The organism is Variovorax boronicumulans (assembly GCF_030812215.1).
Taxonomy (GTDB): domain Bacteria; phylum Pseudomonadota; class Gammaproteobacteria; order Burkholderiales; family Burkholderiaceae_C; genus Variovorax; species Variovorax boronicumulans_C.
The window spans coordinates 17,445-35,599 of the sequence record NZ_JAUSSG010000005.1 but is presented as its reverse complement, the minus strand read 5'-3'; the positions used below and the strand labels follow the sequence as shown (position 1 = coordinate 35,599).

Here is an 18,155-nt window from a genome sequence, read left to right as displayed (position 1 = left end):
TCTTCATGGCGCACCCGCCGTTGTGTTCGACGACGGGCGTCCCGGTCGCACGAGCGGTTGGTCTGCGGGAAGAAAGCGCTCGAACAGATCCGTCACGAAGGCCCCGCCGCTCGCATCCGACGCGGCGGCCGTGAAGTAGAGGCCGCGCCAGCGCGGCGCGCGCGAGCCCTTGCCGTGGCTCTCGAACAAGACCTCCGCCACCTCGCGCAAGGCGGGCTGTAGCCCCTGCACCGCTTCCACGAACCCATGGATCGAGAGCCGCGCCGCGGCCCCGTGCTGCTCGCGCAGCAGCGCCATGCGCAGGCTCTGCAGTTGGGCGGCGATCGGGTCGAACAGCGCATCGAGCCGATCGCCGGCCGGTGCGCTGGGCGCGGCGAACGGGTCCGGCACGCGATGGCCCAGCGCCTGCGCCAGCACCTCGGGCGGCAGCGCACCGCGCAGCGTGGCGTAGCCGGTCAGGTGCTCGAGGCCGGTGACGACGAGGTATGCGGGCAACTGCAGGCGCAGGGTGTCGCCCGCTTCGTCGAGCAGCCGGCGGATCTTCGCGGCAAGGGGGCGCAGGCTGTCGGCATCGGCCTGCAGCAACTCGCTCGCGGAGAAGCACGCGACCACGCCGTTGAGCGGCAGGCGGTCGCGCCGCTCGGCGAGCGCCAGCAGCGCTTGCAGCCACAGGCCGCGCGTGCGTGGCGCGCCGGCGGCTTCGCCGACGGCCGTGGGCGGCACCTCGATGGCGGCCAGCGCGCCGGTCAGCCACCAGCGCCAGCAGGCCTCGTCGTCGGCGTCGTCGCTGCCGGGCCGCGCGAGGCGCTTGCCCTGCGCGGTGGCCAGCAGCCCCGGCAGGTCGGCCGCCGCATCGCCCATGAACAGGAACCACGGCACGGGCGCAGCCGGGGCATGCGGCGACCGCGCGGGCCGCGGCGCCTGCTGTCGCAGCGCCTGGCGCGCCTGCGCCATCGATTCGCGCAGCGCCTCGACGGCCGTCTCTTCCGCCGGCGCATCGAGCGTCTCGATGCGCCGCAGCAAGGCGCGCCGCCGCGCGCCGCGGCCCGCGTCGTGCACCATCGTGTACAGCAGCCCGAAGCCCAGCAGGCACAGCGCGAGCAGCATCCAGAAGAAGTGCGTGGGCGAGGAGAGGAGCGTGGTCATCGCGAGATCGTTTCGAGGAACACGAAATCGGCGATGAGGCGCTCGCTGTTCTTGCTGGCCGCGAGCGCTTCGCGCAGCCGCAGCAGGTAGGCCGAGGCGAGCTCGAACGGCGGGCGGTCCGAGGTCTCGGTGAACGGCATCGGGCCCGAGAGCACCGTGATCAGGACGCTGCCGAACGGCGGGCTCACGAGCCAGCTCGAGGGGATGTCGCGGCCCAGCTCCAGCGTGGCGCCGGCATGCAGCGGCGTGGGCGCCTGCCCGGCATTGAGGTGCATGACCGCGCCGTCGGCGGTGTAGTAGTCGACCCAGATGTAGCTGTCGTGCCGCGGCGCCACCACCTGCACGCGCACGTTGTCGCCTTCGCGCAGCTGCTGGTTGCGGGCCGTGGGCGCTTCCACTTTCAGTCCGTGGTGCTTTTCCTTGTTGCGCGCCTGGTAGGGCTTCAGGATGGCGAACACCTCGCAGTGCGGCCATACGCGCAGGCCCACGTCGAAGCGCGGCGAGGTCACGCCCGGCATGGCGCTCACTTCGCGCGCCACGCGCGGCAAGTCCTCGGGCAGCGAGACGAAGCCGCTCACCTGCGTGTGGCCGTCCTTGCCGACCGAGGCCGAGAGATCGGCGCAGGCATAGCTCTGCAGGTGCTCGTCGATCCGCTGGGTCAATGCGGTCTGCGTCGTCGCGGGTCCGGAGGTCATGAGCCACAGCAGGTAAACGAGGGGCAGCAACAGGGCTAGCGCCGCACTCGCGCGCAGCAGTGCGCGGTCGCGCCGTTGCGTGTCGTTGGGGCCGCGCGGATCGGCAACGCCATAGGGCTGCGGCGTGATGCGGTCCTGCGCGAGGCTGCCGAGCGGCAACGGCCGCAGGCGCAGCTGGCGCCCGTGCAGGTCCTTGAGCTTGCCCAGCTCGCCGTGGTCGCCGTCCTCGAAGTAGTACTGGCCCTTGAAGCCGTGCGCGAGCGCGTGCCAGTAGACCTCGCGCACCTCGTCGTCCTGCGTGGTCAGCGCCGAGAGGTGATGGAAGAACTCGCTGTGCGCGTTGTTGGAATTGAAGAGCTGCACCTGCAGCGGCGCGGCGCCGGCCTCTGCGCCGGGATGCCGCGCGAGGATCTCGTCGATCCAGGCCACCATGGCGAACACGGCGGATTCGACCTGCGCCGCCGGTGTGCCGGATGCCTCGGCCTGCGCGCGTGCCGCATCGAGCAGGCGGCGCGCCTGTTGCTGCGCTGCGTCATGCGAAAGTGCGGGCCGCCCGGCCGCGAGGGAAGCGTCCAGCGCGAGGCCGAACGAGATGAAGGGGGAGAAACAGTCGAGCAGCCGGGGCATGGAGGTGCCCGCTCAATGTTGCATTGCGAAGGATGCCTTGCACCGGCGTCTGCATCGATGGCACATGCCCATGTCCCCGGTTCCTTCGAGTGGAAGTTCATTCTTCCAAAGGGGTCCCGGCGGGCGCCATACCGCTTGGGGTCTATGCCGTTGGTGGGGCCGGGCGGCCTTGCTGCGCGGGGCAATCGCCGTTATCTTCGGCAATCGCTGACTTCCACGCAGCTGGAACAACGGAACCAAGCCATGAAAATCCTGATCGCCGACGACCACCGGCTCGTCATCGAGGCGGTCAAAGCCAAGTTGTCGGAGCTCGAGCCCGGCATCGAATTCGTCCTGGCGATGAGCGTCGACGAATTGCTTGCAGGCGCGAACGACGACCTCGACCTGGCCCTGATCGATCTCAACATGCCCGGCGCGGACGGCCAGGCCCACATCGACGAAATCCGGCGCCGCCATCCGGCCGTGCCGGTGATCGTGCTGTCGGGCTACGAAGACCCGGCCATCATGCGCAGCGCGCTCGAACGCGGCGTGCTTGGATTCATTCCAAAAGCTTACTCACCGGAAGTCATGCTCTCGGCCGTGCGCCTGGTGCTGGCGGGCGGCGTGTATGTGCCGCCGATGATGCTCACGGCGCTGCCGCCGGGCATCGTGGCCGGCGTGGCGCCACCGGGCGGCGGCACCGAGGTGCTCACGCGCGGCGGCGGTGGCGCGGGCCAGACGCTCGAACACCTGCGCAGTGTGCTGACCGAGCGGCAGGTCGAGGTGCTGCAGCTGCTCTCGCAAGGCAAACCGAACAAGCTGATCGGGCGCAGCCTCGGCATCAGCGAGGGCACGGTGAAGATCCACCTGGCCGCGATCTTCCGGGCGCTGAATGTGCGCAACCGGACGGAGGCTGTGGTGGCTGCGCAGGCTTTGACTGAGGCGCAGCAGGCCTGACCTAGGCGGCGCGCAGTGCGGGAGGCGACGGCGATGCCTCCACCGCCTCGCCGCGCGACGCCGCCTTTCTGCATTCGATCGCCTCGGCGAGAAACTCCGCATCGCGCGCAACGCCCGAGAAGCGGCCCGATCCCCAGGTGTGCAGCCACGGCAGGCCGAGGAAATACAGGCCTGGCTCGTTGGTCACGCCGCGCTGGTGAACCGGCGCACCGCGGCCGTTGAAGACCGGTGCATCCACCCAGGCGAAGTCGGGCGAGAAGCCGATGCACCAGACCACGCTCGTGATGCCCGCCGCCGCGAGGTCGAGCCGCGTGCGTTCTTGCGCCGGCTCCCAAACGGGCGTGTAGACCGAAGGCGGCGGCGCCTCGATGCCCTGCGCGGCGATGAACTTGTCGATCGATGCGTTGATGCGGTTGTAGGTGGCGTCGGCGCTGTCGAGGTTGTCGCGCAGGTTGGGCTGCAGCTCGAAGCTGCCGCTGTCGAAGCCTTCGAGCAGGCCATAGAGTTCCATGCCTTCGAGCGCGAAGCGGCGCAGGTCGATGTCGCGCCCGCCGTCGCGGCCGGTCACGTAATGGTTGGTGTTGTCGCGCACGCCTTCGCGCAGCGGGTGCTCGGTGACGGGCATGTCGTAGTACTTCATGTCGGCAAGCCAGTCGACCACCTCGCGGCCGCGGTAGAAGCGCGCGCAGCGCGGCGCGTTGCCGGTGGCCAGGTGGACCTTGCGGCCGGCCAGGTGCAGGTCTTCGGCGATCTGCGCGCCCGACTGGCCGCAGCCCACCACCAGCACCGCGCCTTCGGGCAACTGCGCCGGGTTGCGGTATTGCGCCGAGTGGTACTGCGCGACGCTGGCCGGCAGCTTCTCCGCCAGGCGCGGCACGATCGGGCGGTGGTAGCCACCCGAGGCGACGACGACCTGGTCGGCGGTGTAGAGGCCGGTGTCGGTCTGCACCATGAAGCGGTCGCGTTCGCCCGTGCCTGGCACGCGCGAGACGCGTTCGACGGTGACGCCCTCGATGGCCGGCGCCTTTACGTGCGCGACGAAGCCGGCGAGCCAGTCGTTGATCTGGTCCTTGACCATGAAGCCGTGCGGATCGCTGCCGAGGTAACCCCAGCCCGGCAGCTGGCACTGCCAGTTGGGCGTGACGAGGCAGAACGAATCCCAGCGCTGGGTGCGCCAGCTGTGCACGAGGCTGCGCTTCTCGATCACCAGGTGGTCGATGCCGCGCTGCTGCAGGCAGTGGCTCAGCGACAGGCCGGCCTGGCCGCCGCCGACGATGACGACGCTGTAGTGGCTGCGTCCGCCGTAGGGATAGGACATGGGGTCTTCTTTCTTCTCTCTGGATGTGAATGGCGTCAATCGACGTCGACGACGGTGACCTCGGCGTCGGCGATGCCGGTGAAGCGGGAGGCGATGCGCTCGATCTCGGCGAGCTGGTCCATGGCCTGCGAACACGCGAAGCCGTACCTGGCGCGCACGCGCTCGGAGGCGATGCCCAAGGCCTGGCGGGTGCGTTGCAGGAATTCTTCGAGGGCGTAGCGTTCGCCGGGCACGAAGAACTCCTGCACCACGGAGGAAGGCGAGTAGCAGCGCGTCTCGCTGGCATCGGGCCAGCGCACGTGGAAGTGCATCACGGGCATGCGAGGGCCTCCTGCTGCTGTTGCTGCGGAGGCGGCTGGATGAAGGCGTCGCTGCCGAAGTCCCACAGCAGGGCTTCCTCGCCGCTCGCGCGCAGCCGCACCTGCCGCGTCGCATCGACTTCGCCGACCACCGCGCAGGCGATATCGCGCGCGGCGAAACGGCTCAGCACCTGCGCCACCTGCGCGGGCTTCACGCTGAGCATGAAGCCATAGCTCGGGAAGGACGAGAGCCAGCGCATCAGCGGCGCTGTGTCCGGACGCGGCAGCGCATCGATGTCGATGCGCGCGCCCACGCCCGAGCACTCCAGCAGCATCATGGCCGTGCCGACTGCGCCGGCCATGCTGATGTCCTTCCCTGCGCAGCAGAGGCCGTCCTCGGCGAGCGCGGGCAGCACTTCGAGGTCCGCTCGCAGCCGCGCGGCCGGTGCGGCGGTCGATGCGTTCCAGTAGGGAAAAGGCTCCTCGTATGCGCCGCGAAGATCGGCCGCCATCACCAGCAGGTCGCCGGGCTTCGCATCGAAGCTCGTGAGCAGCTTGCGTGCATGGCCGAGGATCGCGACCGCGAGTTGCGGGCGCTCGCTGCGGTTGTTGCTGTGGCCACCGACGATGGGCACGCCATAGCGCACGGCCGCCTCCGCGAGTCCGCGCAGCACGTCGTCCGCCGGGTTCATGCCGGTGCTCCACAGCGCATCGACCACGGCGGTGGGACGCCCGCCCATCGCATAGATGTCGCTCACGTTGACCATCACGCCGCAGTAGCCCGCGAACCAGGGCATGCGCACGATGAAGTCTTCGACCAGCCCCTCGATGGCGAACAGCAGATAGCCGCCGTGGCCATCGGGAATCGCGGCGCAGTCGTCGCCGATGGGCACCGCCTGCGCGAGTGCGGCATGTCCGCCGGGCAGCGACCGGCCGAGCGCCGACACCACATCGCTGATGTCGCGCTTGTGGGCAAAGCCGCGCGTGGCGCGCAGGGCCTCGGCGATCTCGTGCACGTTGCTGCTCGTCATGCCAGCACCTTCGCGCGCGTGACGAAGCCGCTCACCGGGTCGTGGCAGGGCGGGTACCAGCCAAGGTCGGCCTGCATGCGCGCATGCGGCCGGCCATGCACGGTGGTCTCTTCGAGCAGTTGCCAGCCGAGCTTGCGGAACAGCGGCACGTTCTGCATCTGCACCTGCGCGAAGAAGGCCTCGCAGCCCTGCGCGTTGGCGCGCGATACGGCCAGCCGGATCAGCGTCACGCCCAGGTGGCCCTGGCTGCGGAATGCGGGGTGCACGGCAAGGCGCGAGCCCCACCATTCGCCCTCCGTTTCGCCGCGATGGATGCGCACCGTGCCCACCACCTGCTCGGGCATGCCGCCGTTGCACGACATCGCGACCAACAGTTGCGAGCGGTCGTCCGTCGCATCGCGGTCGTCGCGCGTGAAGATTCCCTGCTCGATGCAGAACACCGCGCGGCGCAGCGCCATCGCCTCGTCGCGCTCCCACTGCTGCGCGGCCTCGCGCACCAGGTACTCGACGGGCGCGTAGTGCAGGTCGAGTTCGCTCGGGTCGTCGATGCACAGCATGGTCAGCTTTCGCTTTCTTTTTCGTAGATGGAGAGCGACGAGCACGCGCCGCACTTGCCGCAGCCCGCCTTGATGTCGGCCGAGCGCAGGCCCGCAGCCACCACGCGTTCGCCGAGCGGTGCGAGCAGCGACTTCATGAACTCGGGCGAGGGCGCGGGATGGTCTTCGAGCGGCGTGCCGCTGATCGGCACGAACGGCACGACGAAGGGGTACACGCCGCGCGCGAGCAACTGGTCGCAGGTCTCGAGGATCGCTTCGCGCGTGTCGCCCAGGCCCGCCAGGATGTAGGTGCTGACCTGCCCGCGCCCGAACACGCCCACGGCCGCCTCGAAGGCGCTCATGTAGCGCGAGACGGGCACGCTCGCCTTGCCCGGCATGAGGCGTTCGCGCACCTCGGGCGTGACCACTTCGAGGTGCATGCCCAGGGTGTCGATGCCCGCGGCCTTCATGCGGTGGAACCACTGGTCGTCGTCGGGCGGCTCGCACTGGCCCTGGATCGGGATGTCGACCGCGGCCTTGATCGCGAAGGCGCTCTCGCAGAGCACGGCCGCGCCGCGGTCGGTGGCATTGGGCGTGCCGGTGGTCATCACCATGTGCTTGACGCCATCGAGCAGCACGGCGGCACGTGCCACTTCGGCGAGCTGCTCGGGCGTCTTGCGCGCGATGGTGCGGCCGGCCGCGAGCGACTGGCCGATCGCGCAGAACTTGCAGCTCTTCTTGCGGCTTTCGTAGCGGATGCAGGTCTGCAGCACCGTGGTGGCGAGCACGTCGCTGCCGTGCAGCGTGGCGATGTGCGAGTAGGGCACGCCGTCGAAGGTCTGCATCGCGTAGAAGCGCGGCTGCTTCGGAAAGCTGATGCTGGCAATCGGGATGCTGCCGCGCATCACGCGGCTCATGCCCTGCGCATCGGGTGCTTCCGCCGTGAAGGGCGAGTGCCAGGCGGTGGAGGTGTGGACCGGCACCATGATCGTGTGGCCGTCCACCGTCACCGCCTTGTGGTCCGAAGGGCCCGCGCCGCCGCGGCGGCTGGCCACGCCCGCCGAAGGATCAACCAGCCGCAACCCGAAGGACTGGAGCTCGGTCATCAGTTGCCGGCTGTCTTGCTGCGTCGTCGTGGTGGTGGTCATGGTCCGGGCTCCGTTGAACGAGGGGTTGGGTTTGCGTGAGATGCATCGGCACGGTCGTCTGCGCCGGCCGGTCGTTGATGGCGAGCGACAGCAGCTCGGGCCGCGCGTAGTGGCCGACCGAATCCATCATTCGCTTGCGCTTGGCGATGAGCGCCATGTCGAGGTCGGCGATCACCATGCCTTCGCCCTCGGTGAGCGGCGGCGCGAGGTGCTTGCCCTCGGGCGAGACCATGGCGGTGTGGCAGCCGCCGCGCAGTGCCTTCTGCAGGTTGGCATCGGGCGTGACCGAGCGGATCTGCTCGTCGGTGAGCCAGCCGGTGGCGTTGACCACGAAGCAGCCGGACTCCAGCGCGTGGTGGCGGATGGTCACTTCCATCTGGTCCGCGAAGATCGGACCGACCAGCGAGCCGGGGAACTGTGCGCAGTGGATCTCTTCGTGCTGCGCCATCAACGCATAGCGCGCGAGCGGGTTGTAGTGCTCCCAGCACGCAAGCGCACCGACGCGGCCGATGGCGGTGTCCACCACCTTCAGGCCCGCGCCGTCGCCCATGCCCCACACCATGCGCTCGTGGTACGTCGGCGTGATCTTCCGGCGCTTGAGCACGAGCGTGCCGTCGGCATCGAACACCAGTTGCGTGTTGTAGAGGCTGCCGTGGTCGCGCTCGTTCACGCCGAGCACCACCACCATGTTCCGCGCGCGGGCCCGCTCGGCCACGGCCTGCGTGACCGGGCCGGGCACGACCACCGCGCGCTCCGCCAGCTGCAGGTGCGGCGCGCCCTGCAGCACAGGCGGCAACACGAAGCTGAAGTAGGGGTAGTAGGGCACGAAGGTCTCGGGGAAAACCGCGAGTTGCGCGCCCTTGGCCGCGGCCTCGTCGATGGCGCTGCATACCCGGTCGAGCGTGCCGTCGGGGCGCTCGAAGTCGGGCGCGATCTGGATCGCCGCGGCACGCACGATGCGGGGTGGGGAAGCCATCGCTCGGGTCCTGCCTTACAGCGTCCAGGTATCTAGGATCACCGCGCCGGCCTTCTTGTGCAGCAGCACGAGGTCGAGCACGTCGAGCGGATTGATCGGCGTGATGCCCTCGATCAGCGCGCCTTCGCCGTGGCCGTACAGCGCCTGCAGCGCGAAACGACAGGCGTACACCTTGCCGCCTTCTTCCATGAACTTGCTGATCTGCTTGTTGAAGTTCTGATGGCCCGGAAAGGCCTCGTCGCCCAGCGTCGGAAAGCCGCGCTGCACGCCCAGCGTCACGCCGGGGCCGTAGAGCAGCACAGAGGTCTCGTAGCCCTTGCGCCGGAGCCTTGTGGCCTGCAGCAGGTTCACGAAGCCGATGGAGCCCTCGAAGGCCACGGTGTGGAAGGTGACGAGCGCCTTTTCGCCAGGCTCGGCCTTGACGTCTTCGAACACCTTCTCTTCGTAGTCGACGAGGAACTCGCCTTTCTCGTTGCGGGGGCGGGTGACTTTGGGCATGGGGGACTCCGGTTGGGTGGTTGGACACGCAGGTCTTGCGTGCCTTTTCCTTCGCAGGCGATGTGCCAGCGCGCGGGCGGGTTCGTGCGATCAATGCGCGATCAATGCGCAGCGGTGCGGGCCGCATGCGGATAAAAAATTTTTGGGCGGCCGCAAAGACGCACGAGCGGGTCACCCCGCGGCCGGTTTTTGCACCGCGACGACGCATTCGCCATGCGATCAATGCACCCGATCAAGGGGGTTGATCGCACCTGATCGAAGCATCCGGCCCCTGCGCCCACGCTGTGGGGCGGGCGCGATTCATGCATGTTGATCGGTGACCCGATGCAATCAATGGATGCAATCAACTCCGCACGATGACCACCATCACCGCCCATTGGAAGAAGCAACTGCGCACCAGCGACCGGCCCGCCTACCTGCTGCTGGCCGAGCTGATCGCCGACGACATCAAGACCGGGCGCCTGGGCGTGCGCGACCGCCTGCCCACGTTGCGCGAGCTCGCGACCGACCTCGACCTCAACTACACGACGGTGGCGCGCGGCTACGCCGAGGCGCGCAAGCGCGGGCTCATCGATTCGCGCGCGGGCACCGGCACCTTCATCCGCTCGGGCAGCCCGAGCCTGCGCCTGCGCGGCGGCAGCGGCGCCGAGATGACGATGAACATGCCGCCCGAGCCCGACGACGAACACCTGATGGCGCGGCTGCACGAGAGCGCGAGCCGCGCCTTCGCCGAGATCGACTTCCACGACTTGCTGCGCTACCAGGACTTCGGCGGCACCGCGCACGACCGCGAGGTGGCGATGCAGTGGCTGCGCCCGTTCGTGCCGCACGCGGGCGTGGACCGCATCCTCGTGTGCCCCGGCATCCACGGCGTGCTCACCGCGCTGTTCTCGCAGCTCGCGCGGCCGGGCGAACTGATTTGCGTGGAGTCGCTCACCTATCCGGGCGTGAAGGCCATCGCGGCGCAGCTCGGGGTGCAGTTGCATGCGTTGCAGCTGGACGACGACGGCCCCATCGCCGATGCCTTCGAGCACGCTTGCAAGACGCTCAAGCCCAAGGCGCTGTACTGCAACCCGACGCTCTTGAATCCGACCGCCGGCACCGTGTCGCGCGCACGCCGCGAGGCGCTGGCCGATGTGGCGCTGCGCTACGCCATTCCGATCATCGAGGACGACGCCTACGGCATGCTGCCGCGCCAGACGCCCGCCACCATCGCCACGCTGGCCCCCGCGCTCACCTACTACGTGAGCGGGTTCTCCAAGTGCTTCGGCGCGGGGCTGCGCAGCGCCTATGTGTGTTCACCGACGGTGGTGCAATCGCAGCGCCTCGCAGGCGCGATGCGCGCCACCACCGTGATGGCCTCGCCGATCACCAATGCGCTCACGACGCTGTGGGTGGAAGACGGCACGACCGAGGCGATGCTGCAGGCGGTGCGCGCCGAATCGATGGCGCGGCAACTGCTTGCGATGCGCCACCTGGGCGACAGTGGATTGCAGGCGCATCCCGAAGGCTTTCATGCATGGCTGCCGCTCACGCCGGGATGGAGCCCGGTGGAGTTCGCGTCGTACCTGCGCACGCAGAACGTGGGCGTGGTGGCGAGCGCGGCGTTCTCCACCGATGGCGATCCGCCGGACGCGGTGCGCATCTGCCTGGGCGGGCCGATGTCGCGGGAGCAGTGCGATCAGGCGCTGCGGCTCATTGCTGACACGCTGGCGCATCCGCTGCACCCGCACGCGACGCTCAGGACGGGCGGCGGATGAAGCCTTGTGACGGAGCGATCCATGCGATGGCGTCGTTCTTTCCGATCGTCGTCACATGCGGGGCTGTGAAAAGCATGCGCTCCTCGACCAGCAGGAAGCCTGGCACGCCTTCGCCGCTCTTCAACATCCGAAGCGTGGCGTCGCCGAGGTCCAGCGTGTCGCCGGGCCAGTCGGGTTGTGCCGTGACGGTCCAGCGCACGGGGCCGGGCGCGACGGCGCGAAGGGCATCGTCCAGCGGCGCGGGGCCGATCAGTGCCCAGCCTGCCGATCCGCCGACAAGGTAGCTGTTGTCGCCGGCGCCGCCCACCACGCGAATCACCCGGTCGGACAGCCGCGTGACGAGGCCCGCCTCGAGCGCATAGCGCGCATCCCCGCGCCCCTCGGGATCGAGGTGGCCGATCTCGTCGTACGCGGGCTCCTCGATGTTCACTGCGCGGCGGCCTTCGGGGCCGTCCGCGAGCCTCGGCATGTTCAGCGGAATCTCGCGCAGTTGCCGCGCATGCGCCATGAATTCGTCGGCGCGCTGGAACGCATCGAGCTGTTGCAGCACGCGCCGCGTCACGTTCATCAGCTTCAGGCCGCGTGCCGGGTCCAGCGCATCGGCCGGGCGAAGCCACATGTGTTCGACGGTCTCGCGGCCGTCGGGGTGCACCTCTTGCCCCGCCGGCATCAGCGCGACGAAGAAGCGCGTGTCGAAGCGGCGCGGCATGCCGGGCGGCGTGAGCCAGTGGCCGAAGTAGACGACGCGGTCGCCGGCGAGGCGCCAGCCGCGCTGCCGGCACATGGCGAGCAGCGCATCGGTGCCTTGTTCGGCGGCATCGCGCATCGTGGTGAGTTCGCCGGAGGGCAGGTCGATCAGACGGACTGGAAGGTCCGCGCCATCGTTCGCGAAGAGAAGTCCGGCCTCCTCGAAGCATTCGCGGATCGCGGCCGCGTAGAAGTCGAGCCCGCCTTCGGGCACCGCCAGGCGCGCGCTGGCCGCGGCATCGTCAAGACCCGCGCACAGCGGATGCAGGTGGCGGTCGTGCGCATCGACCACGCCGCCCGGGAAGACGCTCGCGCCGCTGTTCTGGTCATTCGCTTTCTCGGCCCGGCGCAGCATCAGGGCTTCGAGGCCTTCGCTGCCGTCGCGCAGCACGACCAGCGTGGCGGCGGTGCGGATGGGGCGAGGGGTGGAGGCAGGGGCGGGCGTCGTGGGAGTCATGCGGCGCTATTGTGAATGCGCGGATGCGGCCGCTGCGAACGAGCCCGCCGCGTTCTACGCAAGCGAGGTGCGTTGTCCTTGACCACCTTGGCCGAGCGCCTGGGCTTCCGTCCGCACCGAGACGGCGATCGCGAGGGGCAGCATGCGCATGACCGGCACCGCCAGCCGGATGGCCTTGTCGGGGCCTCGGTCCTGCGCGTGTGCCGGAGCCTGCCGGGCTGGACGAATTGCTCAGCGGCTGGCGTAAGGCAGCGACGAGTGGTGCACGACGATGCGAAGCTTGCCTGCATCGTCCTTCACGAAAGTCCAGGTCTTGTCGACGGTGGTGACCTTGCCGTCAGGACCGGTGAACAGCACATTGCCCATCGTGCTGGCCGTATCGTCGTGGATGAGCACGGCGCTGTTCTGGATTTCGCATTGGGTCCAGCCCTTCAGCGCGAAGCCGGTGTCGTTCGGAAAGGCTGCGTTTCCGCCAACGAAGTAAGCCAACGCGCCATCGCGGGCGGTGCGGAAGGTCTGCGGCGAAGCTGCGAGCGTCGGCTTGAAGAGCACGACGCCTTTCTGGTATGCGTACGCGCTGTCGATGACCTTCTCTGCCAAGGCCTTCGCCGCCGCCTGGCCGCCGGTTGCGTTCGCGGCGCTGATCGCGATCAGTGCCTTGCACCAGTCGCGCTGGGCAGTCAGGACCTCTGCCTCGGTGATGTCGTGGTCGGCGACCTTGTTCTTGGCAGCGGCCGGCAGGATCGCGCCTCCGATCAGGAAAGTGGCGATGGCGACTTGCGCGAGTTTCTTCATGTTCGGTTCCGGTTGAGATGGTTCAAGTGAACGGGTCGGTGCGACAGATCGGCGAGGCATGAGCGCGCGGAATCAATCCGTCACGCACTTCACCTCGGTATTCCGATCGATGCCAGCGATTGCCCGACCCGAGAACTTGATTGCACCAGCGCCGGATGCACAGGGAATGAATCGCGCATTAAGCGGATTTGCGCGAAAGATGAATGCGGCATTAACAACCGAACAAACCTCACCGCACGGCGCCGCCGCTGCTTGCGGGAGCAGGCATGCACCTGCGCCGCCGACCGCCTTCGCTCAGGCCGGGGTGGGATCCAGCCGGTAGCCCAGGCCGCGGACCGTCTGCAGCAAAGCCACGGGATGGCCGTCGTCGATCTTGCTGCGCAGGCGCCGCACATAGACGTCGACGATGTTGGTCAGCGGATCTTCGTTGGTGCCCCAGACGTTGGAGAGGATGCGTTCGCGGCTGTAGACCCGGCCGGGCGCAGTCATCAGCAGCTCGAGAAACGCGAGCTCCTTGGCTGTCAGCGCCACGGGCTTGCCGGCCCGCGTCACAGACATGCGCTCGCGGTCGAGCACGAGGTCTGCCACCTGCAGCGTGGTGGCCCGTGGCCGCATTTCGCGGCCGCGGCGCAGCAGCGCCTCGATGCGCGCGAGCAGCTCCTCGAAGGCAAAGGGCTTGGTGAGATAGTCGTCCGCGCCCAGGCGCAGGCCGCTCACCTTGTCCTGTGTGTTGCTGAGCGCCGTGAGCATCAGGACCGGCACGTGGTGACCTTCGGCGCGCAAGGTCTGGCACAGCTCCAGGCCGCTCAGGCCGGGAAGCATCAAGTCGAGCAGCAGCAGCGACAGGTCGCTGCTGCGCGCGAGGGACAGGCCTTCGGGGCCGGTGCGGGCCAGCTGCACGCGGTAACCCTCGGCGCCGAGGCCCCGCTGCAAAAAGTCGGCGACGCGTGCGTCGTCTTCGACAACCAGGATATTCATGTTTCTTGTGTCTGGAAGGAGAAATGGCACGGCAGCTCGATCCATACGGTCGTGCCCTGCAGCGGGATGCTCTCGAGCCCGATGCTGCCGTGGTGTGCATGGACGATGGCCTGCGCAATGGACAGGCCGATGCCGGTTCCGTCGGCGCGATGCACGCGCGCCCGACGGCCACGCACGAACCGGTCGAACACCTTCGGCAACTCATCCGCATCGATGCCGATGCCTTCATCGACCACGCGCACGCGCACGCGGCTGCGCCCCTCTTCGTCCTCCGGAGCGAGCTGCCAGCTGACCCGCACGGTGCCGTCCTGGCGCGAGTAGCGCACCGCGTTGTCGAGCACGATCACGAGGGCCTGCCGCAAGCGGTCGGCATCGGCTTGCAGCACCACCGGCGGAATGTCGACGTCGATGGCTTCGAGCAGCACGCGAACCTCATGGCGTGCACCCAGCGCGCTGGCCATGTCGGTGACGTCGCCAAGGAGCTCCGGCAGATCGACTTCGCCGAACCGCATCGCCAGCTGATCGGCCTCCGCTCTGGCGACCAGCAACAGATCGTCGATCACGCCGGTCAACTGCTTTACGCCACCCACGATGCGCGTCAGCGTCTCCCGGTATTCCATCTGCGGCTTTTCTGCGCCGCGCAAGGCGATCTCCGCCTCGCCGCGAATGGCTGTCGCAGGCGTCCGGAGCTCATGGCTCAGGTCGGCCAGCAGCTGGCGTCGCCGCTGGTCGACCTGCTGCAGTGTCTCGTGCGCGGCGCTCAGTTCGCTGGTGCGTTCCAGCACGGCGTCTTCGAGGCGTCGGCGCGCGGCGTCGGCGTCCTGCCGGTGGCGCTGCAGTTCGGCTGCCATCGAGTTGAAGTGCTCGGCCACATGATCGAACTCATCGCGCGAGCCGAGAGCGATGCGATGGTCGAGCGAACCGGCACGCAGCGCCTGCGTGCCCGCGAGCAGGCGATCCAGCGGACGCTGAAGCCGGCGCTTGAGGTAGAGCGCGAGCACGATGGCTGCCGCGAACGTGACGACCGCCAGGCCGATGGACTGCTGGCGCAGCTGGTCCAGCCCGCGTTCAGTGGCGGCGCGGGCCACAGGCACCACATTGCGCTGCCGCTCGATGGCGCCGTTGATCAGTTCGCGAAGATCGCGGCCGCGCGCCTTGTCGAACACTTCGTTGAGTTCCTGCCAGACGCTGGCGAACTCGGCGCCGCGCTCCAGCGGCGCGAGCTTCACCAGCCGGGCCCTGACCGCGGCGATGTTGTCGTCGAGCAGGTCGCTGACCGCGGCGAGCTGATCGATCTCGGGCGGGATCGGCGTGCCCTCGCGCGCCGAAATTTCACCCCAGAGCGCCAGGTCGCGCCGGGCGAGCTGACGGAGGGCTTCCGTGCTGGCCTGCATGCGCGCCAGCTGGCTGTCGCGCACCTCCGGCGAGGCGTTCGCGTCCATCAGTTGCTGGGAAGCCCACACGCGCAGTCTTTGTTTGCTGGCCGACAGCTCCAGCAGTTCCAAAAGGATGTCGCTGGCCAGGCGACTGTGCTGCGCGTAGTCGTTGACCCGGTTCGATCCCCAATAGACGAAGCCGGCATGAACGCAGACCAGTGCAACGAGAACGGCAAATGCGAGAGACAGGCGTAGGCGAAACATGGCGAACTTTAACGGCGCCAGGTCGAACGAAAAATGAACATCAGATGAAGCTGGAGCTGCGGTTCGTCGGTGTGCGTTCCGGTATCTGGCCGGCGGTGAGGTCCTTCTGTGTCCGGGCCCAAGCAGAAACAGAAGTGCGTGGCCTCAGAACGCATGCCCTTCGGGCAACCGGTTCCGTGGCCTGGCCTTCAAGGCCTTGGGCGCGAACAACTCCTCGCACAATGCGCGCAGCCAGCGACTGGCTGGGTCTTGGTGGTAGCGGGCATGCCAGTGCTGTTTGACGGTGAACGGCGGCACTCGCACCGGACAATCGTGAACCTTCAAGGCGCCCCCGCTTGAATTGGCGAGGGTTTCGCCGATATGACGCGGTACGGTCGCGATCAGATCGGTCGTGGACACAACGGCCGCCAGGCCAAGAAACCCCGGCAACTCCAGCAGGACACGCCGCGCGACCTTTTGCCGCTGCAGTGCCGCCTCCAGCAACAGGGCGCCAGTTCCCCCGACGATGCCGACATGGGCCTCGGCCTTGTATTCGCGCAGGTCCAATCCCTTGATGCCGATGCGAGGGTGGCGTGCGTTCACGAGGCACACCCAGTCCTGTGGATAAAGAACCTGCTGGTAGAAGCCCGACTCGAGCTGGGGTACCAGGCCGATCGCGAGGTCCGCCTCGCCGGATTGCAACGCTTGGGCGGTTTGCTCGTCGATCCGCGCGGCCTCCAGGCGAACGCCGGGTGCGACCGCCCTTACATGCACCAGCAAGCGCGGCAGCAGGGTGATGTGGCTGGCATCCGTCATGCAGATGCGAAAGCGCCGTGTCGCGACCGTCGGGTCGAAGGCTTCGGCGGGCGCGGACACGCGACGCAGTGCGGCCAGGGCTTCTCGCACCGGCACGATCAGCTGCTGCGCGCGCGGCGTGGGCTGCATGCCGGTGGTGGTGCGAACGAAGAGTTCGTCGTCCAGCTGGCGGCGCAGCCTTGCGAGCCAGTTGCTCACGGTCGGCTGGCTCTGGCCCATCGCCTCGCCGGCCCGCGTGACGCTGTTCGTGCTGTAGAGCAGGTCGAACAGGCGCAGCAGCCTGATGCTGAGAAGGGACGCGTCGCCTTCGATGTCGTCGCCATTGTCCAAGCGGCACCTCCATTTCGATCTGAAATGTAGATCATTGCGGCCATGCCATGGGCAACATGGGCTCCGGAACCTATCGTCGGGTCATTCCGAACGAAGGCTCACATGAAGATCTACTTTCTCGGTGCCGGCGCATTGGGTTGCGCCATCGGCGGGACCCTCGCTGCAGCGGGGTCCGATGTCACTTTGATCGATCCCTTCCAGGCCCATGTCGATGCGATCAACCGCGACGGCCTGCGCATGAAGGTCGGCGATTCGGAGCGCGTCGTCCGGGTCCGCGCCGCGCTCGACTGCGCGAAGCTGGAGGCTCCGGACCTCCTCATCGTGCTGGTCAAGTCCTTCCACACGCGTGCAGCCATCGAAGTCGCGCAAGACATCGTGGGACCCGACACGGCGGTGATGTCGCTGCAAAACGGCATGGGCCATGAAGAAATCCTCTCGGAAGCGGTGGGCGCCGAGCATGTGCTGGCCGGCAAGACCTACGTCGGCGGCGTGATGCTCGGTCCTGGCCACGTCATTGCCGGCACGCAGGGCAAGCGCACGGTGATCGGCGAGATCGATGGCCGCATCAGCGAGCGCGCCACGGCGATCGCCGCCGAGTTCGAGCGTGCCGAGCTGCCCTGCGAGGTCAGCGACAACATCCTGGGCGCGATGTGGGACAAGCTCCTGATCAACGTCTCGACCGGTGCGTTGAGCGGCATCACCGGCCAGGTCTACGGCAGTCTCTATGCGGTGCCGGAGATCGAAGCCACGGCCATTGCCGCGGTGGCCGAAGCGATGACGGTTGCCAAGGCCAGTGGCGTGAAGCTGTCGATCAAGTCGCCGCGCGACGCCTGGCTGATGGCCGCGCAGGGGCTGCCCTACGAATTCAAGACATCGATGCTGCAGAGCCTGGAGAAGGGCTCGATCACCGAGATCGACTTCATCAACGGTGCGGTCGTGCGCATGGGTCGCAAACACAACATACCGACGCCGGTCAACCAGACGCTGGTCGCTGCGATCAAGGGCATCGAACGCCGCATGGAGGCGAAATGACCACCCGGGCCACGCCCAAAGCCTACGTCGAGCACGTCGCCATCTGGGTGCGCGACATCCATTGGCACATCAAGTTCTTCCACGATGTCTGTGGCATGACGATGCGGGAAGTGCAGGGCACTGTCGAGGAACCCATCCAGTACTGGACGCTCGGGGGCATGCAGTTCATGGCCAAGCCCGATTACGCCGGTCCCGAAGGGCGCCTGGGTCACCTGGGCGTGATGTGCGAAGACCTCGAGGCCGCGCTGACCGCCGCAAAGGCCTTCGGCGTCACGGAGATGCCGCAGGGCCGCAACTGGCTGCGCCTGCCCGATGGCCTGGCCATCGAATTCATCCAGGCCAGCCCCGGTGCGGTCGCCAAGGCGCTGGCGATCGATCCCCGCGCCTGAGCCCTGTTCGAACCGGAGACCC

18 protein-coding genes are annotated in these 18,155 nt (G+C 68.2%); 4 read left to right on the top strand and 14 right to left on the bottom strand.

What is annotated here, in order from left to right; genetic code table 11:
- Positions 1–3 precede the first annotated feature (3 nt).
- On the bottom strand, positions 4–1,146 hold the full coding sequence (locus J2W23_RS14805; RefSeq protein WP_307649262.1) for a type VI secretion protein IcmF/TssM N-terminal domain-containing protein: 1,143 nt from the start codon (positions 1,144–1,146) through the stop codon (positions 4–6).
- Positions 1,143–2,468: a DotU family type IV/VI secretion system protein gene (locus J2W23_RS14800; protein WP_307649261.1), complete on the bottom strand. Its 1,326-nt coding sequence runs from the start codon at positions 2,466–2,468 to the stop codon at positions 1,143–1,145. The genes J2W23_RS14805 and J2W23_RS14800 overlap by 4 nt, the downstream gene beginning before the upstream one ends.
- Positions 2,469–2,711: 243 nt before the next feature.
- On the opposite strand from J2W23_RS14800, the gene J2W23_RS14795 reads away from it, so the two are divergent.
- Positions 2,712–3,404, top strand: a complete 693-nt coding sequence (locus J2W23_RS14795) for a response regulator transcription factor (RefSeq protein WP_176660912.1) — start codon at positions 2,712–2,714, stop codon at positions 3,402–3,404.
- Position 3,405: 1 nt separating this feature from the next.
- Here J2W23_RS14795 and J2W23_RS14790 read toward each other — a convergent pair whose 3' ends face one another.
- The 7 genes from J2W23_RS14790 to J2W23_RS14760 are packed head-to-tail and all read right to left on the bottom strand — an operon-like array spanning position 3,406 to position 9,210.
- Positions 3,406–4,722 (bottom strand): MSMEG_0569 family flavin-dependent oxidoreductase, encoded by a 1,317-nt coding sequence (locus tag J2W23_RS14790; RefSeq protein ID WP_307649260.1) that lies wholly within the window; start codon positions 4,720–4,722, stop codon positions 3,406–3,408.
- Between the two features lie 35 nt (positions 4,723–4,757).
- Positions 4,758–5,042 (bottom strand): MSMEG_0570 family nitrogen starvation response protein, encoded by a 285-nt coding sequence (locus tag J2W23_RS14785; protein ID WP_176660914.1) that lies wholly within the window; start codon positions 5,040–5,042, stop codon positions 4,758–4,760.
- A complete protein-coding gene (locus tag J2W23_RS14780) occupies positions 5,033–6,052 on the bottom strand; it encodes a sll0787 family AIR synthase-like protein (protein ID WP_176660915.1) in 1,020 nt (339 codons plus the stop codon). Before J2W23_RS14780 ends, J2W23_RS14785 begins: the two co-directional genes overlap by 10 nt.
- Entirely contained in the window at positions 6,049–6,609 is a 561-nt protein-coding gene (locus J2W23_RS14775) for an MSMEG_0567/Sll0786 family nitrogen starvation N-acetyltransferase (RefSeq protein ID WP_176660916.1), read from the bottom strand. The genes J2W23_RS14780 and J2W23_RS14775 overlap by 4 nt, the downstream gene beginning before the upstream one ends.
- 2 nt (positions 6,610–6,611) lie before the next feature.
- Positions 6,612–7,694, bottom strand: a complete 1,083-nt coding sequence (locus J2W23_RS14770; RefSeq protein WP_176660961.1) for an MSMEG_0568 family radical SAM protein — start codon at positions 7,692–7,694, stop codon at positions 6,612–6,614.
- Positions 7,657–8,712, bottom strand: coding sequence for a Nit6803 family nitrilase (locus tag J2W23_RS14765; RefSeq protein WP_307649259.1), 1,056 nt, complete (start codon positions 8,710–8,712; stop codon positions 7,657–7,659). The genes J2W23_RS14770 and J2W23_RS14765 overlap by 38 nt, the downstream gene beginning before the upstream one ends.
- 15 nt (positions 8,713–8,727) lie before the next feature.
- Positions 8,728–9,210, bottom strand: a complete 483-nt coding sequence (locus tag J2W23_RS14760) for an MSMEG_0572/Sll0783 family nitrogen starvation response protein (RefSeq protein WP_018904096.1) — start codon at positions 9,208–9,210, stop codon at positions 8,728–8,730.
- A 356-nt stretch (positions 9,211–9,566) separates the two neighbouring features.
- On the opposite strand from J2W23_RS14760, the gene J2W23_RS14755 reads away from it, so the two are divergent.
- Positions 9,567–10,970: an aminotransferase-like domain-containing protein gene (locus J2W23_RS14755; protein WP_307649258.1), complete on the top strand. Its 1,404-nt coding sequence runs from the start codon at positions 9,567–9,569 to the stop codon at positions 10,968–10,970.
- Here the strand turns inward: J2W23_RS14755 and J2W23_RS14750 are convergent.
- The 5 genes from J2W23_RS14750 to J2W23_RS14730 form a co-directional block, all read right to left on the bottom strand.
- On the bottom strand, positions 10,951–12,174 hold the full coding sequence (locus tag J2W23_RS14750) for an NUDIX domain-containing protein (RefSeq protein ID WP_307649257.1): 1,224 nt from the start codon (positions 12,172–12,174) through the stop codon (positions 10,951–10,953). The two genes, J2W23_RS14755 and J2W23_RS14750, sit on opposite strands and share 20 nt — an antisense overlap.
- A gap of 231 nt (positions 12,175–12,405) precedes the next feature.
- Positions 12,406–12,969, bottom strand: a complete 564-nt coding sequence (locus tag J2W23_RS14745; RefSeq protein WP_176660920.1) for a hypothetical protein — start codon at positions 12,967–12,969, stop codon at positions 12,406–12,408.
- A 294-nt stretch (positions 12,970–13,263) separates the two neighbouring features.
- Entirely contained in the window at positions 13,264–13,947 is a 684-nt protein-coding gene (locus J2W23_RS14740; RefSeq protein WP_176660921.1) for a response regulator transcription factor, read from the bottom strand.
- On the bottom strand, positions 13,944–15,587 hold the full coding sequence (locus J2W23_RS14735; RefSeq protein ID WP_307649256.1) for a sensor histidine kinase: 1,644 nt from the start codon (positions 15,585–15,587) through the stop codon (positions 13,944–13,946). Before J2W23_RS14735 ends, J2W23_RS14740 begins: the two co-directional genes overlap by 4 nt.
- 144 nt (positions 15,588–15,731) lie before the next feature.
- Positions 15,732–16,712 carry a LysR family transcriptional regulator gene (locus J2W23_RS14730; RefSeq protein WP_307649255.1) on the bottom strand — a complete coding sequence of 327 codons (981 nt, stop codon included), beginning with the start codon at positions 16,710–16,712 and terminating at the stop codon, positions 15,732–15,734.
- A gap of 102 nt (positions 16,713–16,814) precedes the next feature.
- Between J2W23_RS14730 and J2W23_RS14725 the strand changes: the two genes are divergently transcribed.
- Together J2W23_RS14725 and J2W23_RS14720 are read left to right on the top strand one after the other, a co-directional pair.
- A complete protein-coding gene (locus J2W23_RS14725) occupies positions 16,815–17,744 on the top strand; it encodes a ketopantoate reductase family protein (protein WP_307649254.1) in 930 nt (309 codons plus the stop codon).
- Entirely contained in the window at positions 17,741–18,133 is a 393-nt protein-coding gene (locus tag J2W23_RS14720) for a VOC family protein (RefSeq protein WP_307649253.1), read from the top strand. Before J2W23_RS14725 ends, J2W23_RS14720 begins: the two co-directional genes overlap by 4 nt.
- Positions 18,134–18,155 lie beyond the last annotated feature (22 nt).

Coding starts and splice junctions, on each gene's coding strand:
- J2W23_RS14805 (WP_307649262.1), bottom strand. CDS start 1,146: ATGACCACGCTCCTCTCCTCGCCCACGCACTTCTTCTGGATGCTGCTC.
- J2W23_RS14800 (WP_307649261.1), bottom strand. CDS start 2,468: ATGCCCCGGCTGCTCGACTGTTTCTCCCCCTTCATCTCGTTCGGCCTC.
- J2W23_RS14795 (WP_176660912.1), top strand. CDS start 2,712: ATGAAAATCCTGATCGCCGACGACCACCGGCTCGTCATCGAGGCGGTC.
- J2W23_RS14790 (WP_307649260.1), bottom strand. CDS start 4,722: ATGTCCTATCCCTACGGCGGACGCAGCCACTACAGCGTCGTCATCGTC.
- J2W23_RS14785 (WP_176660914.1), bottom strand. CDS start 5,042: ATGCCCGTGATGCACTTCCACGTGCGCTGGCCCGATGCCAGCGAGACG.
- J2W23_RS14780 (WP_176660915.1), bottom strand. CDS start 6,052: ATGACGAGCAGCAACGTGCACGAGATCGCCGAGGCCCTGCGCGCCACG.
- J2W23_RS14775 (WP_176660916.1), bottom strand. CDS start 6,609: ATGCTGTGCATCGACGACCCGAGCGAACTCGACCTGCACTACGCGCCC.
- J2W23_RS14770 (WP_176660961.1), bottom strand. CDS start 7,694: ATGACCGAGCTCCAGTCCTTCGGGTTGCGGCTGGTTGATCCTTCGGCG.
- J2W23_RS14765 (WP_307649259.1), bottom strand. CDS start 8,712: ATGGCTTCCCCACCCCGCATCGTGCGTGCCGCGGCGATCCAGATCGCG.
- J2W23_RS14760 (WP_018904096.1), bottom strand. CDS start 9,210: ATGCCCAAAGTCACCCGCCCCCGCAACGAGAAAGGCGAGTTCCTCGTC.
- J2W23_RS14755 (WP_307649258.1), top strand. CDS start 9,567: ATGACCACCATCACCGCCCATTGGAAGAAGCAACTGCGCACCAGCGAC.
- J2W23_RS14750 (WP_307649257.1), bottom strand. CDS start 12,174: ATGACTCCCACGACGCCCGCCCCTGCCTCCACCCCTCGCCCCATCCGC.
- J2W23_RS14745 (WP_176660920.1), bottom strand. CDS start 12,969: ATGAAGAAACTCGCGCAAGTCGCCATCGCCACTTTCCTGATCGGAGGC.
- J2W23_RS14740 (WP_176660921.1), bottom strand. CDS start 13,947: ATGAATATCCTGGTTGTCGAAGACGACGCACGCGTCGCCGACTTTTTG.
- J2W23_RS14735 (WP_307649256.1), bottom strand. CDS start 15,587: ATGTTTCGCCTACGCCTGTCTCTCGCATTTGCCGTTCTCGTTGCACTG.
- J2W23_RS14725 (WP_307649254.1), top strand. CDS start 16,815: ATGAAGATCTACTTTCTCGGTGCCGGCGCATTGGGTTGCGCCATCGGC.
- J2W23_RS14720 (WP_307649253.1), top strand. CDS start 17,741: ATGACCACCCGGGCCACGCCCAAAGCCTACGTCGAGCACGTCGCCATC.